19 protein-coding genes are annotated in these 18,223 nt (G+C 70.9%); 7 read left to right on the top strand and 12 right to left on the bottom strand.

Translation table 11 applies throughout. The features are described from left to right. Positions 1-132 precede the first annotated feature (132 nt). Both ACYSUO_RS17770 and ACYSUO_RS17765 read left to right on the top strand, forming a co-directional pair. Positions 133-1,386 carry a nucleotide sugar dehydrogenase gene (locus ACYSUO_RS17770; RefSeq protein WP_461777093.1) on the top strand — a complete coding sequence of 418 codons (1,254 nt, stop codon included), beginning with the start codon at positions 133-135 and terminating at the stop codon, positions 1,384-1,386. Positions 1,387-1,447: 61 nt separating this feature from the next. Then, positions 1,448-2,041: a hypothetical protein gene (locus ACYSUO_RS17765; RefSeq protein WP_461777091.1), complete on the top strand. Its 594-nt coding sequence runs from the start codon at positions 1,448-1,450 to the stop codon at positions 2,039-2,041. Positions 2,042-2,152: 111 nt separating this feature from the next. On the opposite strand, the gene ACYSUO_RS17760 is transcribed toward ACYSUO_RS17765, so the two are convergent. The 4 genes from ACYSUO_RS17760 to ACYSUO_RS17745 all read right to left on the bottom strand — a co-directional run bounded on the left by ACYSUO_RS17760 (position 2,153) and on the right by ACYSUO_RS17745 (position 6,513). After that, a complete protein-coding gene (locus ACYSUO_RS17760) occupies positions 2,153-3,277 on the bottom strand; it encodes a GuaB3 family IMP dehydrogenase-related protein (RefSeq protein WP_327661972.1) in 1,125 nt (374 codons plus the stop codon). 120 nt (positions 3,278-3,397) lie between these two features. Then, entirely contained in the window at positions 3,398-4,909 is a 1,512-nt protein-coding gene (gene guaB / locus ACYSUO_RS17755) for an IMP dehydrogenase (RefSeq protein WP_461777090.1), read from the bottom strand. Positions 4,910-5,037: 128 nt separating this feature from the next. Beyond that, entirely contained in the window at positions 5,038-5,625 is a 588-nt protein-coding gene (locus ACYSUO_RS17750; RefSeq protein ID WP_356374782.1) for a sigma-70 family RNA polymerase sigma factor, read from the bottom strand. 276 nt (positions 5,626-5,901) lie between these two features. Further along, positions 5,902-6,513: a response regulator transcription factor gene (locus ACYSUO_RS17745; RefSeq protein WP_003948568.1), complete on the bottom strand. Its 612-nt coding sequence runs from the start codon at positions 6,511-6,513 to the stop codon at positions 5,902-5,904. 393 nt (positions 6,514-6,906) lie between these two features. Between ACYSUO_RS17745 and ACYSUO_RS17740 the strand changes: the two genes are divergently transcribed. Next, positions 6,907-7,248, top strand: coding sequence for a WhiB family transcriptional regulator (locus tag ACYSUO_RS17740; protein ID WP_461777089.1), 342 nt, complete (start codon positions 6,907-6,909; stop codon positions 7,246-7,248). A gap of 69 nt (positions 7,249-7,317) precedes the next feature. Here ACYSUO_RS17740 and ACYSUO_RS17735 read toward each other — a convergent pair whose 3' ends face one another. Continuing rightward, positions 7,318-8,214, bottom strand: coding sequence for a LysR family transcriptional regulator (locus ACYSUO_RS17735; RefSeq protein WP_461777088.1), 897 nt, complete (start codon positions 8,212-8,214; stop codon positions 7,318-7,320). Between the two features lie 81 nt (positions 8,215-8,295). On the opposite strand from ACYSUO_RS17735, the gene ACYSUO_RS17730 reads away from it, so the two are divergent. Together ACYSUO_RS17730 and ACYSUO_RS17725 are read left to right on the top strand one after the other, a co-directional pair. Then, entirely contained in the window at positions 8,296-8,964 is a 669-nt protein-coding gene (locus ACYSUO_RS17730; protein WP_461777087.1) for an MOSC domain-containing protein, read from the top strand. A 219-nt stretch (positions 8,965-9,183) separates the two neighbouring features. Further along, positions 9,184-9,957 carry an SDR family NAD(P)-dependent oxidoreductase gene (locus ACYSUO_RS17725; RefSeq protein ID WP_461777086.1) on the top strand — a complete coding sequence of 258 codons (774 nt, stop codon included), beginning with the start codon at positions 9,184-9,186 and terminating at the stop codon, positions 9,955-9,957. 128 nt (positions 9,958-10,085) lie between these two features. Here ACYSUO_RS17725 and groL read toward each other — a convergent pair whose 3' ends face one another. The 4 genes from groL to ACYSUO_RS17705 form a co-directional block, all read right to left on the bottom strand. Continuing rightward, on the bottom strand, positions 10,086-11,711 hold the full coding sequence (gene groL, locus ACYSUO_RS17720) for a chaperonin GroEL (RefSeq protein WP_267069506.1): 1,626 nt from the start codon (positions 11,709-11,711) through the stop codon (positions 10,086-10,088). A 121-nt stretch (positions 11,712-11,832) separates the two neighbouring features. Next, positions 11,833-12,141: a co-chaperone GroES gene (groES, locus tag ACYSUO_RS17715; protein ID WP_426901846.1), complete on the bottom strand. Its 309-nt coding sequence runs from the start codon at positions 12,139-12,141 to the stop codon at positions 11,833-11,835. A 203-nt stretch (positions 12,142-12,344) separates the two neighbouring features. Then, a complete protein-coding gene (locus tag ACYSUO_RS17710) occupies positions 12,345-12,980 on the bottom strand; it encodes a polysaccharide deacetylase family protein (RefSeq protein ID WP_461777085.1) in 636 nt (211 codons plus the stop codon). Then, positions 12,977-13,945, bottom strand: a complete 969-nt coding sequence (locus ACYSUO_RS17705; RefSeq protein ID WP_461777084.1) for a polysaccharide deacetylase family protein — start codon at positions 13,943-13,945, stop codon at positions 12,977-12,979. Before ACYSUO_RS17705 ends, ACYSUO_RS17710 begins: the two co-directional genes overlap by 4 nt. A gap of 82 nt (positions 13,946-14,027) precedes the next feature. Here ACYSUO_RS17705 and ACYSUO_RS17700 point away from each other — a divergent pair, with 82 nt between their 5' ends. Continuing rightward, complete coding sequence (locus ACYSUO_RS17700) at positions 14,028-15,224, top strand: THUMP-like domain-containing protein (protein WP_461777192.1); 1,197 nt, start codon at positions 14,028-14,030, stop codon at positions 15,222-15,224. A 597-nt stretch (positions 15,225-15,821) separates the two neighbouring features. Then, positions 15,822-16,367, top strand: coding sequence for a class I SAM-dependent methyltransferase (locus ACYSUO_RS17695; RefSeq protein WP_461777083.1), 546 nt, complete (start codon positions 15,822-15,824; stop codon positions 16,365-16,367). A gap of 16 nt (positions 16,368-16,383) precedes the next feature. Here ACYSUO_RS17695 and ACYSUO_RS17690 read toward each other — a convergent pair whose 3' ends face one another. Genes ACYSUO_RS17690 through rimI form a run of 3 tightly spaced genes read right to left on the bottom strand, consistent with a single transcriptional unit; the run spans position 16,384 to position 18,219 of the window. Next, positions 16,384-16,632, bottom strand: a complete 249-nt coding sequence (locus ACYSUO_RS17690; RefSeq protein WP_461777082.1) for a hypothetical protein — start codon at positions 16,630-16,632, stop codon at positions 16,384-16,386. Continuing rightward, positions 16,629-17,723: a tRNA (adenosine(37)-N6)-threonylcarbamoyltransferase complex transferase subunit TsaD gene (gene tsaD / locus ACYSUO_RS17685; protein ID WP_461777081.1), complete on the bottom strand. Its 1,095-nt coding sequence runs from the start codon at positions 17,721-17,723 to the stop codon at positions 16,629-16,631. The genes ACYSUO_RS17690 and tsaD overlap by 4 nt, the downstream gene beginning before the upstream one ends. Then, positions 17,716-18,219 (bottom strand): ribosomal protein S18-alanine N-acetyltransferase, encoded by a 504-nt coding sequence (gene rimI / locus ACYSUO_RS17680; RefSeq protein ID WP_461777191.1) that lies wholly within the window; start codon positions 18,217-18,219, stop codon positions 17,716-17,718. The genes tsaD and rimI overlap by 8 nt, the downstream gene beginning before the upstream one ends. Positions 18,220-18,223 lie beyond the last annotated feature (4 nt).

The raw sequence follows: 18,223 nt of genomic DNA, 5'->3' as shown, positions 1-18,223 counted from the left end.
CGCAATGCCGCATATCGGTCATATTTACTCCTAGTCTGACATTGCGCTCGCTCATCCTGTCCACAGGGCTTGCGCCCTCGTCCCGCTCCGGCTAATGACCGGTCCGCTCCTCGGGAAAGGACGGCAACCGCCATGCCCGCAGACCTCGCCGTCATCGGCCTCGGCCACCTCGGCCTGCCCCTCGCACAGGCCGCCGTGGCGGCCGGGATCGCGACGATCGGCCACGATCCGGCCCGTGCCAGGGACCTCGCGGCGGGCCGGCTGCCCGGCGGCGGCGACGCGGCGGCCCTGACCGCCGCCGACCTCCGCCGCATGCTCGCCGCGGGCTTCCGCCCCACGGCCAACCCCGCCGAACTCGCCCGCGTCCGCACCGCCGTGATCTGCGCCCCGACCCCGCAGGGCCCCGACGGGGCGCCGATGCTCACCCCGGTCGTCGAGGCGACCCGCACCCTCGCCGCCCGGCTCCGCCCGCACACCACGGTGATCATCGAGTCGCCCGTGCCGCCCGGCACCACGCAGACGCTCCTCCTCCCCGTCCTGGAAGAGGGCTCGGGCCTGCGCGCGGGACGCGACTTCCACCTCGCCCACGCCCCCGGCCGCGTCGACCCCGGCAACCGCCTGCACCCCTACACGTCGACCCCCAAGGTGATCGGCGGCCACACCCCCGCCTGCACCGAGTCGGCGGCCACCTTCTACGGCCGGCTGACCGACAAGGTCGTACGCGCGCGTGGTCCACGGGAAGCGGAGACCGTGCACCTCCTGGAGACCAACTACCGGCACGTCAACATCGCCCTGGTCAACGAAATGGCGGTGCTCTGCCACGAGTTGGGCGTGGACCTGTGGGACGTCATCCGCTGCGCGGAGACGAAGCCCTTCGGCTTCCAGGCCTTCCGCCCCGGCCCCGGCGTCGGCGGCCACGCCCTCGCCCAGGACCTCTCGGGCCCGCACCTGCCCACCCGCCCCCTGCGCATGGTCGAACTGGCCCGCCAGGTCAACCACCACATGCCGTCGTACGTGGTCCAGCGCGCGGCCACCCTCCTCAACGAACACGGCAAGTCGGCCCGCGGCGCCCGCGTCCTCCTCCTCGGCGTCACCTACAAGCCCGACCTCGCCGACCAACAGGCCGCCCCCGCCGAGGAGATCGCCACCCGCCTCATGCAACTCGGCGCCGCGGTCAGCTACCACGACCCGTACGTCCCGTCCTGGAACGTCCTGGACCGCCCGGTCCCGCGCGCCGACTCCCTCTACGAGGCCGCGGCCGACGCCGACCTGACGATCCTGCTGCAACAGCACCGCACGTACGACCTCCAGGGCCTGTCCGTAAAGGCCCAACTCCTCCTGGACACAAGGGGAGCGACTCCGGCGGGGGCCGCACACCGCCTCTGACTGCTACATTGCGGCCACTCTGCGCACATCCGCGCCAGGGCTCACACCCCAGGGGGACCGCATGACCCAGCCGCCTCACATACCCGACGGCAACCCGTACGCCCAGCAGCCACAGCAGCCCCAGTACGGCTACCCGCAGCAGCCCCCGGCCGGACCTCCGCCGCAGCAGCAGCCGTACGCCCCGTTCCCCCAGCAGCAGGGCATGCCGGGCATGAAGGGCGGTTTCCAGCCAGTGCCGCCGCCCGCCCCCGCACGCGGCAACCTCGGGCTCGGCATCCTCGCCGGCTTCGTGGCGATGCTGGTCATCGCCGGCGTCTACGGCGGCATCGTCGGCGCGACCGAGCACGAGATCGGTTACGCGGCCGTGGCCGTCGGCGTCGTGGTCGGATTCGCGGCGGGCAAGGTCGGCGGCAACAACCCGGTGGTCCTGATCGTCAGCCCGATCCTGTCGCTGCTGGGCGTCTACCTGGGCCAGCTGCTCGGCGAGTCCATCATCGGCTCGAAGGTGCTGCCCTTCTCCGTGCCCGAACTGCTCTTCCAGCACTTCAACTGGGTCCACGAGGCCTGGAAGACGGACTCGGACCCCATGACCTTCCTCTTCTTCGCCCTCGCCGCAGTCGCCTCCTTCGGCGCCGCAAAGCGCGCATCCGCTTAAGGGGCGCGGGGCTGCGTCGATATGCGGCTCCGCCGCGTGGGCGCAAAAAACGGGTGGGCCCCACCTTCCCGATGGGGCCCACCCGTTTCCCGCTACGACTCAGCGTCAGCGCTACCGCTTGTGCGTGGCGTCCGCGACCGTGACCTCGACCCGCTGGAACTCCTTGAGCTCGCTGTAGCCGGTCGTCGCCATGGCCCGCTTCAGCGCGCCGAAGAAGTTCATCGACCCGTCGGGCGTGTGCGAGGGCCCGGTCAGGACCTCCTCGGTCGTACCGACCGTGCCGAGGTCGACCTTCTTGCCACGCGGCACGTCCTCGTGGACGGCCTCCATGCCCCAGTGGTGACCACGGCCCGGCGCGTCCGTGGCGCGGGCCAGCGGCGACCCCATCATCACGGAGTCGGCGCCACAGGCGATCGCCTTGGGCAGGTCGCCGGACCAGCCCACGCCACCGTCGGCGATGACGTGCACGTACCGGCCACCGGACTCGTCCATGTAGTCACGGCGCGCGGCGGCGACATCGGCCACAGCGGTGGCCATGGGCACCTGAATGCCCAGCACGTTCCGCGTGGTGTGCGCGGCGCCGCCACCGAAGCCGACGAGCACACCCGCGGCGCCGGTCCGCATGAGGTGCAGCGCGGCGGTGTACGTGGCGCAGCCACCCACGATGACCGGAACATCCAGCTCGTAGATGAACTGCTTCAGGTTCAGCGGCTCGGCGGCACCGGAGACGTGCTCGGCGGAGACCGTGGTCCCGCGGATCACGAAGAGGTCGACGCCCGCGTCCACGACCGCCTTGGAGAACTCGGCGGTGCGCTGCGGGGAGAGCGCGGCGGCGGTGACGACACCGGAGTCGCGCACCTCCTTGATGCGCTGCTTGATCAGGTCGGCCTGGATGGGGGCCGAGTAGATCTCCTGGAGACGGCGCGTCGCGGTCTCGGCGTCCAGGTCGACGATCTCGTCGAGCAGCGGCTGCGGGTCCTCGTAACGGGTCCACAGGCCCTCGAGGTTCAGCACCCCGAGTCCGCCCAGCTCACCGATGCGGATGGCCGTCTGCGGCGAGACGACGGAGTCCATGGGCGCGGCCAGGAACGGCAGCTCGAAGCGGTAGGCATCGATCTGCCAAGCGATCGAGACCTCCTTCGGGTCGCGGGTGCGCCGGCTCGGAACGACGGCGATGTCGTCGAAGGCGTACGCGCGGCGGCCGCGCTTGCCGCGCCCGATCTCGATCTCAGTCACGTTGGGGGGCGCCTTTCACATCTGGGTCCCACTTGGGCCTTGCCTGTCCAGTATCCCTGACACACGCGTGTGGGGCGGTCCCGGTGATCCCGGATCCGCCCCACACGGTCTGACCTGCTGTTACTTGCCGTTGCGGCTGTAGTTCGGCGCCTCGACCGTCATCTGGATGTCGTGCGGGTGGCTCTCCTTGAGGCCCGCCGAGGTGATCCGGACGAACTTGCCGTTGCTCTGCAGCTCCGGAACCGTGCGCCCGCCGACGTAGAACATCGACTGGCGCAGACCGCCGGTGAGCTGGTGCACGACCGCCGACAGCGGGCCGCGGTAGGGCACCTGGCCCTCGATGCCCTCGGGCACGAGCTTCTCGTCGGAGGCGACGCCCTCCTGGAAGTACCGGTCCTTGGAGAAGGACTTCTGCTCGCCGCGCGTCTGCATGGCGCCCAGCGAGCCCATGCCGCGGTACGACTTGAACTGCTTGCCGTTGATGAACATCAGCTCACCCGGCGACTCCTCGCAGCCCGCGAGCAGCGAACCGAGCATCACGGTGTCGGCGCCGGCGACGAGCGCCTTGGCGATGTCACCGGAGTACTGGAGGCCACCGTCGCCGATGACCGGGACACCGGCCTCCTTGGCGGCGAGCGACGCCTCGTAGATCGCCGTGACCTGCGGGACACCGATACCGGCGACCACGCGCGTGGTGCAGATGGAGCCCGGGCCGACACCGACCTTGATGCCGTCCACACCGGAGTCGATGAGCGCCTTGGCGCCCTCACGGGTCGCGATGTTGCCGCCGATGACGTCGACGCCGGCGGAGTTGGACTTGATCTTGGCGACCATGTCACCGACGAGCCGCGAGTGCCCGTGCGCGGTGTCGACGACGATGAAGTCGGCGCCCGCCTCGATCAGCGCCTGCGCGCGCTCGTAGGCGTCACCGGCGACGCCGACCGCGGCACCGACGAGCAGCCGGCCCTCGGAGTCCTTCGCGGCGTTCGGGTACTGCTCGGCCTTCTTGAAGTCCTTGACCGTGATGAGGCCCTTGAGGATGCCCGCGTCGTCGACCAGCGGAAGCTTCTCGATCTTGTGGCGGCGCAGCAGCTCCATGGCGTCGACGCCGGAGATGCCGACCTTGCCCGTGACGAGCGGCATCGGCGTCATGACCTCGCGGACCTGACGGCTGCGGTCGTTCTCGAAGGCGATGTCGCGGTTGGTGACGATGCCGAGCAGCTTGCCGCCGCCGTCGGTCACCGGCACACCGGAGATGCGGAACTTGGCGCAGATCGCGTCGGCCTCGGCGAGCGTCGCGTCCGGGTGCACCGTGATCGGGTCGGTGACCATGCCGGACTCGGAGCGCTTCACGAGGTCCACCTGGTTCGCCTGGTCGGCGATCGACAGGTTGCGGTGCAGCACGCCGACGCCACCCTGCCGCGCCATGGCGATCGCCATGCGGGACTCGGTGACCTTGTCCATCGCGGCGGACAGCAGCGGGATGTTCACCCGCACGTTCTTCGAGACGTGCGAGGCGGTGTCGATCTGGTCGGGCGCCATGTCCGACGAGCCCGGCAGCAGCAGCACGTCGTCGTAGGTCAGCCCGAGTGTCGCGAATTTCTCGGGCACTCCGTCGACGTTTGCAGTCATGACACCTTCCCCAAATGGCCTTGATCGGTGCGGATGTCCATGCTAACGGCCCGCAGGGGTGTCTCATTCCACGATCAAGATCATCGGCGTTCTTTGGACGTTCACACGTGCGCCGCCGGGGCTCTGTGCTACTGCTCGGCGAGCGCCCGCAGCCGACTCAGCGCCCGGTGCTGCGCGACGCGCACGGCGCCGGGTGACATGCCCAACATCTGCCCGGTCTCCTCCGCGGTGAGCCCGACGGCGATACGCAGCAGGAGCAGCTCCCGCTGGTTCTGCGGAAGGTTGGCGAGCAGCTTCTTGGCCCACGCGGCGTCGCTGTTCAACAGCGCCCGCTCCTCCGGACCGAGGGAGTCGTCGGGCCGCTCGGGCATCTCGTCGGAGGGCACGGCCGTGGATCCGGGTCCGCGCATGGCCGCCCGCTGAAGGTCGGCGACCTTGTGCGCGGCGATGGCGAAGACGAAAGCCTCGAAGGGCCGCCCGGTGTCCTTGTAGCGCGGCAGCGCGAGCAGCACCGCGACGCAGACCTCCTGGGCGAGATCCTCCACGAAGTGCCGCGCGTCACCCGGGAGTCGGGAAAGACGCGTGCGGCAGTAGCGGATCGCGAGGGGATGGACATGTGCGAGCAGATCGTGCGTGGCCTGCTCGTCTCCGTCGACGGCGCGGCCGACGAGCGTACCGATGACCCCCTGGGGAGCCGCTGCCTCGTCGTCACGCATCGGTCCATGGTGCCCCGAGGCCTTCCGGTCCGTGACACCGTGCCCGTAGTTGTGCACCGAAGCGTTATGAGCAGGTGCGCCGGAACTCATTTCCTGCGCCCTCCCCTCTCGCTGACCCTGCTCGCCCGACTCGTCCCCGAGGAACTCCACACCCCCAAGGATGCGGCATCGCGCGCGAAGCGTCGAAAAGTCGCGGCGCGACGGGCCGGAGCGGCGTCCCTCACGGCGGGTCCACCGCGCCCCGGAGGGCGCGGGGGTGTGCCGATCAGCGGCTCGTCAGCGAACCAGGCCCCAGCGGAACCCGAGCGCCACCGCGTGCGCACGGTCCGAGGCGCCGAGCTTCTTGAACAGGCGACGCGCGTGCGTCTTGACCGTGTCCTCGGAGAGGAACAGCTCACGCCCGATCTCGGCGTTGGACCGTCCGTGGCTCATGCCTTCGAGCACCTGGATCTCCCGCGCGGTGAGCGTGGGGGCGGCCCCCATCTCGGCCGAGCGCAGTCTGCGCGGGGCGAGCCGCCAGGTCGGGTCGGCGAGCGCCTGCGTCACCGTGGCCCGCAGCTCGGCGCGCGAGGCGTCCTTGTGCAGATATCCGCGGGCGCCGGCGGCGACCGCGAGGGCCACGCCGTCCAGATCCTCGGCCACGGTGAGCATGATGATGCGCGCACCGGGATCGGCGGAGAGCAGCCGCCGTACTGTCTCGACGCCGCCCAGACCGGGCATGCGTACGTCCATCAGAATCAGGTCCGAGCGGTCGGCGCCCCAGCGGCGGAGGACTTCCTCGCCGTTGGCCGCGGTCGTCACGCGCTCGACGCCGGGCACGGTCGCGACCGCGCGGCGCAGCGCCTCTCGGGCAAGCGGGGAGTCGTCGCAGACGAGGACGGATGTCATGACCGTCCTCCGCAGCTGATGCGCGTCACCTTGAGCCTCCAGGCTGTGTACGAATCGTCACCTGTGCGGTCGACACTCAACAAGGCATTCGGACACCTGCCCGAGCGCTTGTTCATTCAACCGCCTCCGCACCTCTCAACGACGGTCACTCGAAAGAGTTACGGGTCGGACGGCCTCCTTCGGCACTCTACGTGAGGGCGCGAACACGGTGCGGACAGCGCGACGGACCCACAAGGTTTCATCACAAGCTATGCCCCATTTGGAAGGTTTTCCTTCCTTTTACTGGTGTCTGTAGCTAGATTCGCAATGAGTCATATTTTCATCTCCTTAGACAGTAGATGTACGGTCATGGGCACCGTATCCGCGTCTGAACGGCTACAAGGGGACACAGCAATGGCAGATTTCTCCCGCCTTCCCGGACCGAACGCCGATCTGTGGGACTGGCAGCTCCTCGCGGCCTGCCGCGGGGTGGACAGCTCTCTCTTCTTCCACCCGGAGGGCGAACGTGGGGCGGCACGCAGCGCCCGTGAGAACTCGGCCAAGGAGGTCTGCATGAGGTGCCCGGTGCGCGCGGAGTGCGCTGCTCACGCCCTACAGGTGCGCGAGCCGTACGGCGTGTGGGGCGGCCTCACGGAGGACGAGCGCGAAGAACTCATGGGACGGGCCCGCAATCGGCTCGTCACGGCGTCGGCCCCGAGTGGAGGACAGGCCGCCACAAGCGGCGCACACACCTGAAGGAACGTTTCTGCACCCACCTGAACGGCCAGCGGAGGTAGGCGCGTCCAGGCGCGCCCGCCTCCGCGTTCAGCGTGTCGCGGCCTTCGCGAGGTGGTCGAGGGTCGCGCCGACCGCGGGCACCTGGGCCAGATCGGGCAGGGTGAGCGCGACGATCTCGCGACGCACCGGGGGCTCGACGGTCACTGTGCGTGCACCCTTGGGGCGAACGGACTCGATGGCCAGTTCGGGCAGCACCGCCACGCCGAGCCCGGCACTCACGAGCCCGACCACCGCCGGATAGTCGTCCGTCGCGAAGTCGATGCGCGGGGCGAACCCGGCGCCCCTGCACACCTCGACCAGCTGGCGGCGGCAGCGCGGGCAGCCCGCGATCCACGGCTCGTCCGCGAACGCGTCGATGGTGACCGAGCCGGCTCCGGCCAGCGCGTGCCCCTCGGGGACGAGGCCCACGAGCCGGTCCGCGAACAGCGGGCGTACGACGAGGTCGTCCCACTCCTCCGCGGCGTGCGCCCCTTCGTAGCGAAACGCGAGCGCGACATCGCAGTCGCCCTCGCGCAGCATCTCCACCGAGCGGGGCGGCTCGGCCTCGACCAGCGACACGCGCGTGCCGGGGTGCTCGGCGCGCAGGGCGGCGAGAGCGGTCGGTACGAGGGTCGAGCTGCCGCTCGGGAACGAGACGAGCCGGACCCGGCCGGCCCGCAGGCCCGCGATCGCGGCGATCTCCTCCTCGGCGGCCGTGAGCCCGGCGAGGATGCCCGACGCGTGCCGCACGAGGGCCTCACCGGCCTGCGTAAGGCGCATCTCACGGCCGGTGCGGATCAGCAGCGGGGTGCCGGCCGAGGACTCCAGGGCCTTCATCTGCTGGCTCACGGCAGGCTGGGTGCAGCCCAGCTCGCGGGCCGCCGCGGAGAAGGAGCCGGTGGCGGCGACGGCGCGCAGGACACGGAGATGACGGGCCTCGATCACCCCTCAAGCATAAGCGACTCTTGGGGATCGCGCCGGATAATGCGTGGCGCCTTTGGGTATCGGTCCCGTAGCGTTCCGCGCATGAAGCTTCTGTCGCTGAATCTGGGGCGGCCCGAGTCCGCCGAGTACACGGACCAGCCCGAGGGGGTCACGGGCATCGACAAGCGGCCGGTCACCGGCCCCGTGCGGGTGTCGGCGCCGGGCCCCAAGGGGACCGGCGCGAGCGGGCTCGCCGGGGACGCGGTGTGCGACCTGCGGCACCACGGCGGGGACCACCAGGCCGTGTACGCGTACGCGCGTGAGGACCTGGACGCGTGGGGCAAGGAGCTCGACCGTTCGCTGCCCAGCGGTACGTTCGGCGAGAACCTCACGACGGAGGGGATCGACGTATCGGGCGCGAGGATCGGCGAGCGCTGGCGGGTCGGGGCCGACCTCGTCCTGGAGGTGACGTCGAGCCGGATTCCGTGCCGGACCTTCCAGGGGCATCTGGGTGAGCGGGGCTGGGTCAAGCGGTTCACCAAGGAAGGGGCGCCGGGGGCGTATCTGCGGGTGATCGAGCCGGGCGAGATCCGGGCGGGCGACGCCATCGAGATCGTGCACCGGCCGGACCACGAGGTGAGCGTGGCCTTCCAGTTCCGTGCGGTGACGACCGAGCGGGAGCTGTTGCCGCGGTTGCTGGCCGCGGGGGACGCGTTGCATCCGGAGGCGGTTCGCTCCGCGCGGGAGTACGTGGAGAAGTACGGGTCGTAGGTTCGTCGCGGTCGGCCGTCCCCACGCCACGGGGCTCCGCCCCGGCCCCCGCGCCTCAAACGCCGGCGGGGCTGGATTTGCTCATCCGCCGCCTTGGGCAATCTGCCGCCTTGGGCGGCAGGGTGGGCAAGGCGGCACCCCGGTGCGGGCCGCACCTCACGAAGGCGCCCACCCCGGTTCCGTGATCAGGAACCGTTCCGTGCTCATTAACCTTGGCGCATGACTACCGCCCTGATCACCGGATCCACCGCGGGCATCGGCGCCGCGTTCGCACGGCAACTCGCCTCCGACGGGCACAACCTGGTGCTCGTCGCGCGCAACACCAAGCGGCTGCACGAGCAGGCGACCGAACTGCACGACCGGCACGGCATCGAGGCCGAGGTGCTCACCGCCGACCTGGCCACGGAGGACGGGATCGCGGCGGTCGAGGCGCGCCTGACGGACCGTAAGGCCGCGGTCGACCTGCTGGTCAACAACGCCGGGTTCGGCAACAAGGGGCACTACCTCGAAGTGCCGATGGCCGACGAGCTGACGATGCTGAAGGTGCACTGCGAGGCGGTGCTGCGGCTGACGTCGGCGGCGGCCGGGGCGATGCGGGAGCGCGGGCGCGGTGGCGTGGTCAACGTGGCGTCGGTGGCGGCGTTCGTGCCGCGCGGTACGTACGGGGCCTCGAAGGCGTGGGTCGTGCAGTTCACGCAGGGCGCGGCGAAGGACCTCGCGGGCAGTGGGGTGCGGCTGATGGCGCTGTGCCCCGGGTTCGTTCGTACGGAGTTCCATGAGCGGGCCGGGATGGGCACGGGCAACATCCCGAAGTGGATGTGGCTCGACGCGGACAAGCTGGTGGCGGCGGCGCTCGCGGACCTCGCGCGCGGCAAGTCGCTGTCGATCCCGGACCCGCGGTACAAGGCCCTCATGGGCGTGGTGAAGGTGACACCACGAGCCATCCTGGGCGGAATCACGTCCCGCACGGGCCGCAAGTACGGCCCCCAGTAACGGAGTTACGCCACGGGGCTCCGCCCCGGCCCCCGCGCCTCAAACGCCGGCGGGGCTTGAAGAGCAAACGCCGAGGCCCGGCTCCCCGCGACGGGGGGCCGGGCCTCGGGTTGCTTCGGCGGAGCGGGTCAGTGGGAGTGACCGTGGCCGTGGCCGCCGGCCTCCGGCTCCTCGTCCGCCGGCTTCTCGACGACCAGGGTCTCGGTCGTGAGGAGCAGGGAGGCGATGGAGGCGGCGTTCTCCAGAGCGGAGCGCGTGACCTTGACCGGGTCGATGACGCCGGCCTTGACCAGGTCCACGTACTCGCCGGTCGCGGCGTTGTAGCCGTGGCCCTTCTCGAGCTCCTTGACCTTGGAGACGATCACGTAGCCCTCCTGACCGGCGTTCTCGCCGATCCAGCGGAGCGGCTCGACGACGGCGCGACGGACGACGGCGACACCGGTGGCCTCGTCGCCCTCCTTGCCGAGGGAGTCGTCCAGGACCTTGGAGGCGTGCACCAGAGCGGAGCCACCACCGGAGACGATGCCCTCCTCGACCGCGGCGCGGGTCGCGGAGATGGCGTCCTCCAGACGGTGCTTCTTCTCCTTGAGCTCGACCTCGGTCGCGGCACCGACGCGGATGACGCAGACGCCGCCGGCCAGCTTGGCCAGGCGCTCCTGCAGCTTCTCGCGGTCCCAGTCCGAGTCCGTGTTCTCGATCTCGGCCTTGATCTGCGCGACGCGACCCTGCACGTCCTCGGACTTGCCGCCACCGTCGACGATGGTGGTGTCGTCCTTGGTGATGGTCACGCGGCGCGCGGAACCGAGCACCTCGAGACCGGCCTGGTCGAGCTTGAGGCCGACCTCCTCGGCGATGACGGTGGCACCGGTGAGGGTGGCCATGTCCTGCAGCATCGCCTTGCGGCGGTCACCGAAGCCGGGGGCCTTCACGGCGACGGCGTTGAACGTGCCGCGGATCTTGTTCACGACCAGGGTCGACAGGGCCTCGCCCTCGACGTCCTCGGCGATGATCAGGAGCGGCTTGGAGCCACCGTTCTGGATGACCTTCTCCAGGAGCGGGAGCATGTCCTGGATCGAGCCGATCTTGCCCTGGTGGATCAGGATGTACGGGTCGTCGAGGACGGCCTCCATACGCTCCTGGTCGGTGACGAAGTACGGGGACAGGTAGCCCTTGTCGAAGGCCATGCCCTCGGTGAAGTCGAGCTCCAGGCCGAAGGTGTTGGACTCCTCGACGGTGATGACACCGTCCTTGCCGACCTTGTCCATCGCCTCGGCGATGAGCTCGCCGACCTGGTTGTCCTGGGCGGACAGACCGGCGACGGCGGCGATGTCGGACTTCTCGTCGATCGGGCGGGCGGTCGCGAGGAGGTCCTCGGACACGGCCTTCACCGCGGCGTCGATGCCCTTCTTCAGGGCGGCCGGGGAGGCACCGGCGGCAACGTTGCGCAGGCCTTCCTTGACCAGGGCCTGGGCGAGCACGGTGGCGGTGGTCGTACCGTCACCCGCGATGTCGTTGGTCTTGGTCGCCACCTCCTTCACCAGCTGCGCGCCGAGGTTCTCGTACGGGTCCTCGACCTCGACCTCACGGGCGATGGTGACGCCGTCGTTGGTGATGGTCGGGGCACCGAACTTCTTGTCGATGACGACGTTGCGGCCCTTGGGGCCGATCGTCACCTTGACCGTGTCGGCAAGCTTGTTGACGCCGCGCTCGAGGGCGCGACGGGCGTCCTCGTCGAACTTCAGGATCTTCGCCATGGAGCTGAGTCAGTCCTCTCGAAAAAGCGAACCGCGCCCCTCGCACCCGGCAATATCAGCGGGGGCCAGGGGCGCGGTTCAAAGCATTCTGCTTCTGGGAAGCTGGGAAAGCTTGGGTGAATTACTTCTCGACGATCGCGAGCACGTCGCGAGCCGAGAGGACGAGGTACTCGTCGCCGTTGTACTTCACCTCGGTGCCGCCGTACTTGCTGTACAGCACGACGTCGCCGACCTGGACGTCGAGCGGAAGGCGCTCGCCGTTCTCGAAGCGGCCGGGACCCACGGCGAGGACGGCGCCCTCCTGGGGCTTCTCCTTCGCGGTGTCCGGAATGACCAGGCCAGAGGCCGTGGTCTGCTCGGCGTCGAGCGGCTGGACCACAATGCGGTCCTCGAGCGGCTTGATGGCAACCTTGGAGCTGGAGGTCGTCACGATCCGGTCTCCCCCTTCGGAGATCTCACGGGGTTAACAGTCTGGGGTGGCGACCAGGTGGATCCGTCGTCGCGGGTGCCGGACCTGCCCGTCGCTGTTGGCACTCTCCAGTGGTGAGTGCCAGGGCCGAGACTATGACTGCGATTAGCACTCGGTCAAGCGGACTGCTAATCGGCGCCGTCGCCGACCGGTGGACCGGCGGCTCACAGGTAGTCCTCCAGGGCCGCGACCTCGTATCCCTCGGCCTTGATGCGACGCAGGAGATCCGCGGTCGCCCCCGCACGGGCCCCGAGGATGTCGCCGGGGCGCAGCCGCCCCGCCGGCTCGCGCCACAGGACGATCGCGTCGACGCCGCACTCGGCCGCCGCCTGGAGCGTGTTCGCGTCGTACGCGCCCCGGGGCGGATGGAACAGCCGGGGCGCCGCCCCGAAGCGGGCCTCGACGCGGTCGCGCTGGCCGCAGATCTCGGCGTGCTGCTCCACGTGGCCGAGGCCCGGCAGGACGGCGTGGGTGAGGGTGCGGTTCTGCACCCGGGCGCCCAGGGCGCTCAGTTCGCCGAGGCGGCCCCCGCCCGCGCCCGCGCCTGCGAGGAACAGCGAGACCGGGAGGCGCCGGTCGCGGACCAGGTCGACGAAGCGGGGGTCCCGCCCGGCCCCGTCCTCGTACGCGAGGAAGACCACCTTGTCGCGGGTGGGGACGCGGGAGACGACCGGTGGGACCGCCGCCTCAGCGCCCGCCGCCGGTCGCGGGGGCGGCGCGGCTTCCTGCGCGCACCCGGCGAGCAGGGCGGCGGCCAGGGCACAACCGAGCAGCCGCACCCACGACCCGCGCGATGTCACAGGTAGTCCTCCAGGCGCGCCACCGCGTACCCCCGGTCGGTGAGGTACTTCATGAGGTTCCGGATCATGTCGGGCATCGTGCCCTTCCAGTCCTTGCGGCCCCTGAAGTGCGTGAGCAGGATGTCGCCCGGATGGATACTGCGGTCCCACTCGCGGTAGTCCATGCGGTCCACGAACGCCTCGGCGTTCCAGATCGGGGCGTACTCGATGCCGCAGGCCTTGGCGGCGCGCAGGGTGTTCCGGTTGTAGTCGCCGAACGGCGGGCGGAAGAGCGTGGGCCGCTTGCCGTACTTCTTCTCGATGACGTCCTGCATGCCGCAGATCTCGTGCTTCTGCCGCGCGTACGAGAGGCCGGGCAGGAACGGGTGGTGGAGCGTGTGGTTGTTGAGGGTGACGCCGCGGGCCTGCATCTTTTTGAAGTAGCCGTACTTCGGCCGGACTTCGGCGTCGGTCAGGAACGCCGTGTACGGGATCCGCAGCTCGCTCATCATCTTCAGGAACCGCGGGTCCTTCTCGGCGCCGTCGTCGATGGTGAGGAAGACGACCTTCTCCTTGGTCGGGATCGTCGTGAAGACGGGCGGCAGGCCGAGTTTCTTCTGACCGTCGACCTCGAAGCCCGGCCGCGCCTCGATGACCGGCTTCTTCGCCGGTGGGCGCGGGGCGGTGAGCGGCACGTCGGCGAGGCCCCAGCGCTTGGTCGCCGCGACGAGCGCGGCCCGCTGGGCGCGCAGCTTCGTCGCGTACGAGTCGAGGGCGCGGGCGGGAGGGGCCTGGAGGCCCTGTTGGCCGGGGGCCGGTTTCACGGGGGTCCGCTCCGGGGCGCCGGCCGCGCATCCGGTGGCGAGGGCGGACACGGCGAGCAGGCCGGCGAGGAGGCGGGTGCCGGTCGTCGTGCCGGGTCTCTCCCCGCGTCTCTTCCGGGGCCCCTTTGAGGCGGATTTTTCCTTTTGTCGTACTAGTTGCATGGCGCCGGATCCTTACAGCTCACGGGCCCGTTCCGGAGCCGACACCTCCGCCTGGCGCGCTCCGTCGCCCGCCTGGCCCACAATGGGCCGGGTGAGCTCCTCCCTTTCGCCCGCCGCCTTCTCCGCCCTCCTGAGCCCCGAGGGCCAGGCCCTGCTCGACGAACTCCGCGACCACGATCCGGCCCAGGAGCTCGCCCTCGCCACGAAGCTGCGCCGTGAGCACCCCGCCGAGCTCGTCTCGGCCGCGCTCGCCCAGGCGCGGCTGCGGCAGCGGGCGATGGCGAAGTTCGGGGCCGAGGACGCGGCCCGGATGTTCTTCACGCCGAACGGGGTCGAGCAGGCGACGCGGACGAGCGTGGCGGCGTACCGGGCCGGGGCCTTCGAGAAGCTCGGCGTGCGCTCCGTGGCCGACCTGTGCTGCGGCATCGGCGGCGACGCGATCGCGCTCGCCCGCGCGGGGATCCGGGTCCTCGCCGTCGACCGGGACCCGCTGACGTGCGCGGTGGCGCGGGCGAATGCCGAGGCGCTCGGGCTCGCGAGGCTCATCGAGGTGCGCGAGGCGGACGTCACCGAGGTGGACACGGCCGCGTACGACGCCGTGTTCGTGGACCCCGCGCGGCGGGGCGGACGGGGCCGGATCTTCGACCCCGAGGCCTACTCCCCGCCGCTGTCCTGGGCCGTGTCCGCGGCTCTGAAGGCGCCGCGGGCCGCGCTGAAGATCGCTCCCGGTATCCCGCACGAGGCGATCCCCGCGGAGGCCGACGCCGAGTGGATCTCGGACGGGGGTGACGTGAAGGAGGCGGTGCTTTGGTTCGGGACCGCTCCCGGGCGGATGCGGGCGACGCTGCTTCCGGGGCCGCGGGCGCTGGTGAGCCGGGGGCTGCCCGATCCCGAAGTACGTTCCGTCGGGCGGTACTTGTACGAGCCCGATGGCGCGGTCATCCGGGCGCACCTGGTGGCCGAGGTGGCCGAGGAGGTCGGCGGCGGACTCGTCGACGAGACGATCGCGTACGTGACGTCCGACGAGCTGCACGCCACGTCCTACGCCGCCGCGTACGAGATCACGGACCAACTTCCGTTCAACGTGAAGAAGTTGAAGGTGTTGCTGCGGGAGCGGGAGGTGGGGGTGCTGACGGTGAAGAAGCGGGGGTCGGCGGTGGAGCCGGAGGAGTTGCGGCGCAAGGCGATGCCGAAGCCCTTCGGGAGGCGGGCGGTGACGGTGTTTCTTACGCGGGTGGGGGGTGCGCCCACGATGCTGGTCGGTGCCCCGGTGGGTTGAGGTGTCGGGGCTGCGCCCGCGGTGCTGTTTCCGCCGCCCCGGCGTCACGGCCCCGGGGCTCCGCCCCGGACCCCGCGCCTCAAGCGCCGGCGGGGCTGAATTTGCCGAACCGGCGTTATGGCCTCGGGGCTCCGCCCCGGACCCCGCTGCTCAATCGCCGCAGGGGCTTGAAATGCCCACCCGCGGGCAATCGGCCCGGTTCCCGCCCATCTCCCACCCGCCCGCCCCCTCCGGGGGCGTCGGCCCGACGGGGTGCCGCACCACGCCTTGGGCAATCCGTCGCCAACCACGGCTCCCCACCCGCCACGGTCGACCGCACCCGCCTCGGGCAACCTCCGCCGGCCACGGCCCCCGCCCATTGCGGTCGACGTCGCCGGCGTCTTGGATAACGCCAGCCACGGCTCCCACCCGCCACGGTCGACCGCCACCGCCTTGGGCAATCCGCCGCAACCACGGCTCCCACCCGTCACGGTCGGCCGACGCCGCCTTGGGCAATCTGCCGCCTGGGGCGGCAGGGTGGGCAAGGCGGCACCCCGGTGCCGCGTAATCAGGACGGGAGGCGCCGACCCCGTCGTCCCGATCCGCCGGAGGTCCGACGTGCCGTTCGATCACAATGACCACTACCACCGGCTGCTGCTCCGCCAGTTGCCCCCGCAAGGCCACACCGCGCTCGACGTCGGCTGCGGCGCCGGCCGCTTCGCGCGGCGGCTCGTGGCGCACGGGTACCGGGTCGACGCGCTCGACCCGGATCCGGCGACGCTGGCCGTGGCGGAGGCCGCCGGCGGCGGACCGCGCTACCGCGTCGCCGACGCCGCGCAGGCCGAACTCCCGCCCGCCCACTACGACGTGATCAGTTGCCTGGCGAGCCTGCACCACATGCCGTTCGAGACGCTGACCCGATTCCGCAAGGCGCTCGCGCCCGGCGGCACGCTGCTCGTGCTCGGCTGCTACGGCGGGGCGACACAAATGCCGTCGCGCGCCTCGCCGTGTACGCGGGCGAGCGCGCCCGCGGCGTCCGCACTCCCCCGCCGCAACCACCCGTGCGGCAACCCGAAATGCGGCTCCCGGAGATCCGCCGGGAGGCCGCACGCCTGCTCCCCGGCAGCGAGGTGCGCCAACTCCTCTTCTGGCGCTACCTGTTGACCTTCACCGCGGAGCGCTAGGCGGCCTCGAACCGCCAGCGGTGGACCGCACGCGTCACCAACTCGCCGTCCGGCTCCGGCAGTTCGGGCAGCGGAGCGTCGTACTCCGCATCCCACCACGTAATGACGAGCACCCGGTCCCGCGGCGCCCGGAACGTCTCGCGGCGCTCCGGAGCCGGTTCGAGGACCTGCCCCTTCGCCCAGCTCAGCAGCTCCTCGCCACGCCCCTCGACGGCGCGGGCCTCCCACATCAGCGCGACGGTCATGAGTAGAGGTTCTCCTTGCTGACCTCGTGCACGTGGTCGTGATGGTGATGGCCGGGGACGTGCGGCTCCGTCACCGGGAGCGAGGAGTCCGCGGACAGGTCCCACGAGGACGGCGTCCGGTTGCGGGCCACCATCTCCGCGCCGAGCGCCGCGACCATCGCGCCGTTGTCCGTGCACAGCTTGGGCCGCGGCACACGCAGCCGGATCCCGGCCCGCTCGCAGCGCTCCTCGGCGAGGGCACGGAGGCGCGAGTTGGCCGCGACGCCACCGCCGATCATGAGGTGGTCGACGCCCTGGTCCTTGCAGGCCTTCACGGCCTTCCGCGTCAGCACGTCCACGACGGCCTCCTGGAAGGACGCCGACACGTCGCGCACCGGCACGTCCTCCCCCGCCGCCCGCTTGGCCTCGATCCAGCGGGCCACGGCGGTCTTCAGGCCGGAGAAGGAGAAGTCGTACGCGGGGTCGCGCGGCCCGGTGAGCCCGCGCGGGAAGGCGATCGCGTTCGGGTCGCCCTCCTTCGCGTACCGGTCGATGACGGGCCCGCCCGGGAAACCGAGGTTCAGCACCCGCGCGATCTTGTCGAAGGCCTCGCCGGCGGCGTCGTCGATGGTCGCGCCGAGCGGCCGCACGTCGGACGTGATGTCGGTCGACAGGAGCAGCGACGAGTGGCCGCCCGACACCAGCAGCGCCATCGTCGGCTCGGGCAGCGTGCCGTGCTCCAGCTGGTCCACGCAGATGTGCGAGGCGAGGTGATTGACGCCGTAGAGCGGCTTGTCGAGCGCGTACGCGTACGCCTTGGCCGCCGACACCCCGACCAGCAGCGCGCCCGCGAGGCCGGGCCCCGCGGTGACGGAGATGCCGTCGAGGTCCTTCGCCGTGACGCCCGCGTCCTTCAGGGCGCGCTGGATCGTGGGGACCATCGCCTCCAGGTGCGCGCGGGACGCGACCTCGGGGACGACGCCGCCGAAGCGGGCGTGTTCGTCGACGCTGGAGGCGACGGCGTCGGCGAGCAGGGTGGTGCCGCGGACGATGCCGACGCCGGTCTCGTCGCAGGAGGTCTCGATGCCGAGGACGAGCGGTTCGTCAGCCATGGGTCTTCTCTTCGTTCACAGGGTCGTTCGCGGTGTCGTTCGCCGCGTCGTTCGCGGTGGTCGTGGTCAGGCGCATCACGAGGGCGTCGATGTTGCCGGGCTGGTAGTAGCCGCGCCGGAAGCCGATCGGCTCGAAGCCGAAGCGCTCGTACAGCTTCTGCGCCCGCGTGTTGTCGACGCGCACCTCGAGCATCACCTGGTCGACCTCGAAGGCGGTGGCGTGCCGCAGCAGTTCGGTGAGCAGCCGGGCGCCGAGCCCGGTGCCCCAGTGGTCGCGGGCCGCGGCGATGGTCTGGATGTCGGCGAGGTCCCCGGAGGCGGCGACGCCCCCGTACCCGACCAGCTTCTCGCCCTCGTACGCGACCACGTAGCGCCGCGTGGAACCGACGCCGCGGGCGTGCGCGAGCTCGGACCAGAACATGCCGCGCGACCAGGCGTCGTCCGGGAAGAGGTCCTTCTCCAGGGCGAGCACGGGATCGATGTCCCACCAGCGCATCTCG

This window comes from Streptomyces sp. UC4497, from assembly GCF_054871485.1.
The sequence above is the reverse complement of the archived record's forward strand: the minus strand, read 5'-3'. Positions and strand labels throughout refer to the sequence as shown.

Coding starts and splice junctions, on each gene's coding strand:
- ACYSUO_RS17770 (WP_461777093.1), top strand. CDS start 133: ATGCCCGCAGACCTCGCCGTCATCGGCCTCGGCCACCTCGGCCTGCCC.
- ACYSUO_RS17765 (WP_461777091.1), top strand. CDS start 1,448: ATGACCCAGCCGCCTCACATACCCGACGGCAACCCGTACGCCCAGCAG.
- guaB (WP_461777090.1), bottom strand. CDS start 4,909: ATGACTGCAAACGTCGACGGAGTGCCCGAGAAATTCGCGACACTCGGG.
- ACYSUO_RS17750 (WP_356374782.1), bottom strand. CDS start 5,625: ATGCGTGACGACGAGGCAGCGGCTCCCCAGGGGGTCATCGGTACGCTC.
- ACYSUO_RS17745 (WP_003948568.1), bottom strand. CDS start 6,513: ATGACATCCGTCCTCGTCTGCGACGACTCCCCGCTTGCCCGAGAGGCG.
- ACYSUO_RS17740 (WP_461777089.1), top strand. CDS start 6,907: ATGGCAGATTTCTCCCGCCTTCCCGGACCGAACGCCGATCTGTGGGAC.
- ACYSUO_RS17730 (WP_461777087.1), top strand. CDS start 8,296: ATGAAGCTTCTGTCGCTGAATCTGGGGCGGCCCGAGTCCGCCGAGTAC.
- ACYSUO_RS17725 (WP_461777086.1), top strand. CDS start 9,184: ATGACTACCGCCCTGATCACCGGATCCACCGCGGGCATCGGCGCCGCG.
- groL (WP_267069506.1), bottom strand. CDS start 11,711: ATGGCGAAGATCCTGAAGTTCGACGAGGACGCCCGTCGCGCCCTCGAG.
- ACYSUO_RS17705 (WP_461777084.1), bottom strand. CDS start 13,945: ATGCAACTAGTACGACAAAAGGAAAAATCCGCCTCAAAGGGGCCCCGG.
- ACYSUO_RS17700 (WP_461777192.1), top strand. CDS start 14,028: ATGGGCCGGGTGAGCTCCTCCCTTTCGCCCGCCGCCTTCTCCGCCCTC.
- ACYSUO_RS17690 (WP_461777082.1), bottom strand. CDS start 16,632: ATGACCGTCGCGCTGATGTGGGAGGCCCGCGCCGTCGAGGGGCGTGGC.
- tsaD (WP_461777081.1), bottom strand. CDS start 17,723: ATGGCTGACGAACCGCTCGTCCTCGGCATCGAGACCTCCTGCGACGAG.
- rimI (WP_461777191.1), bottom strand. CDS start 18,219: ATGCGCTGGTGGGACATCGATCCCGTGCTCGCCCTGGAGAAGGACCTC.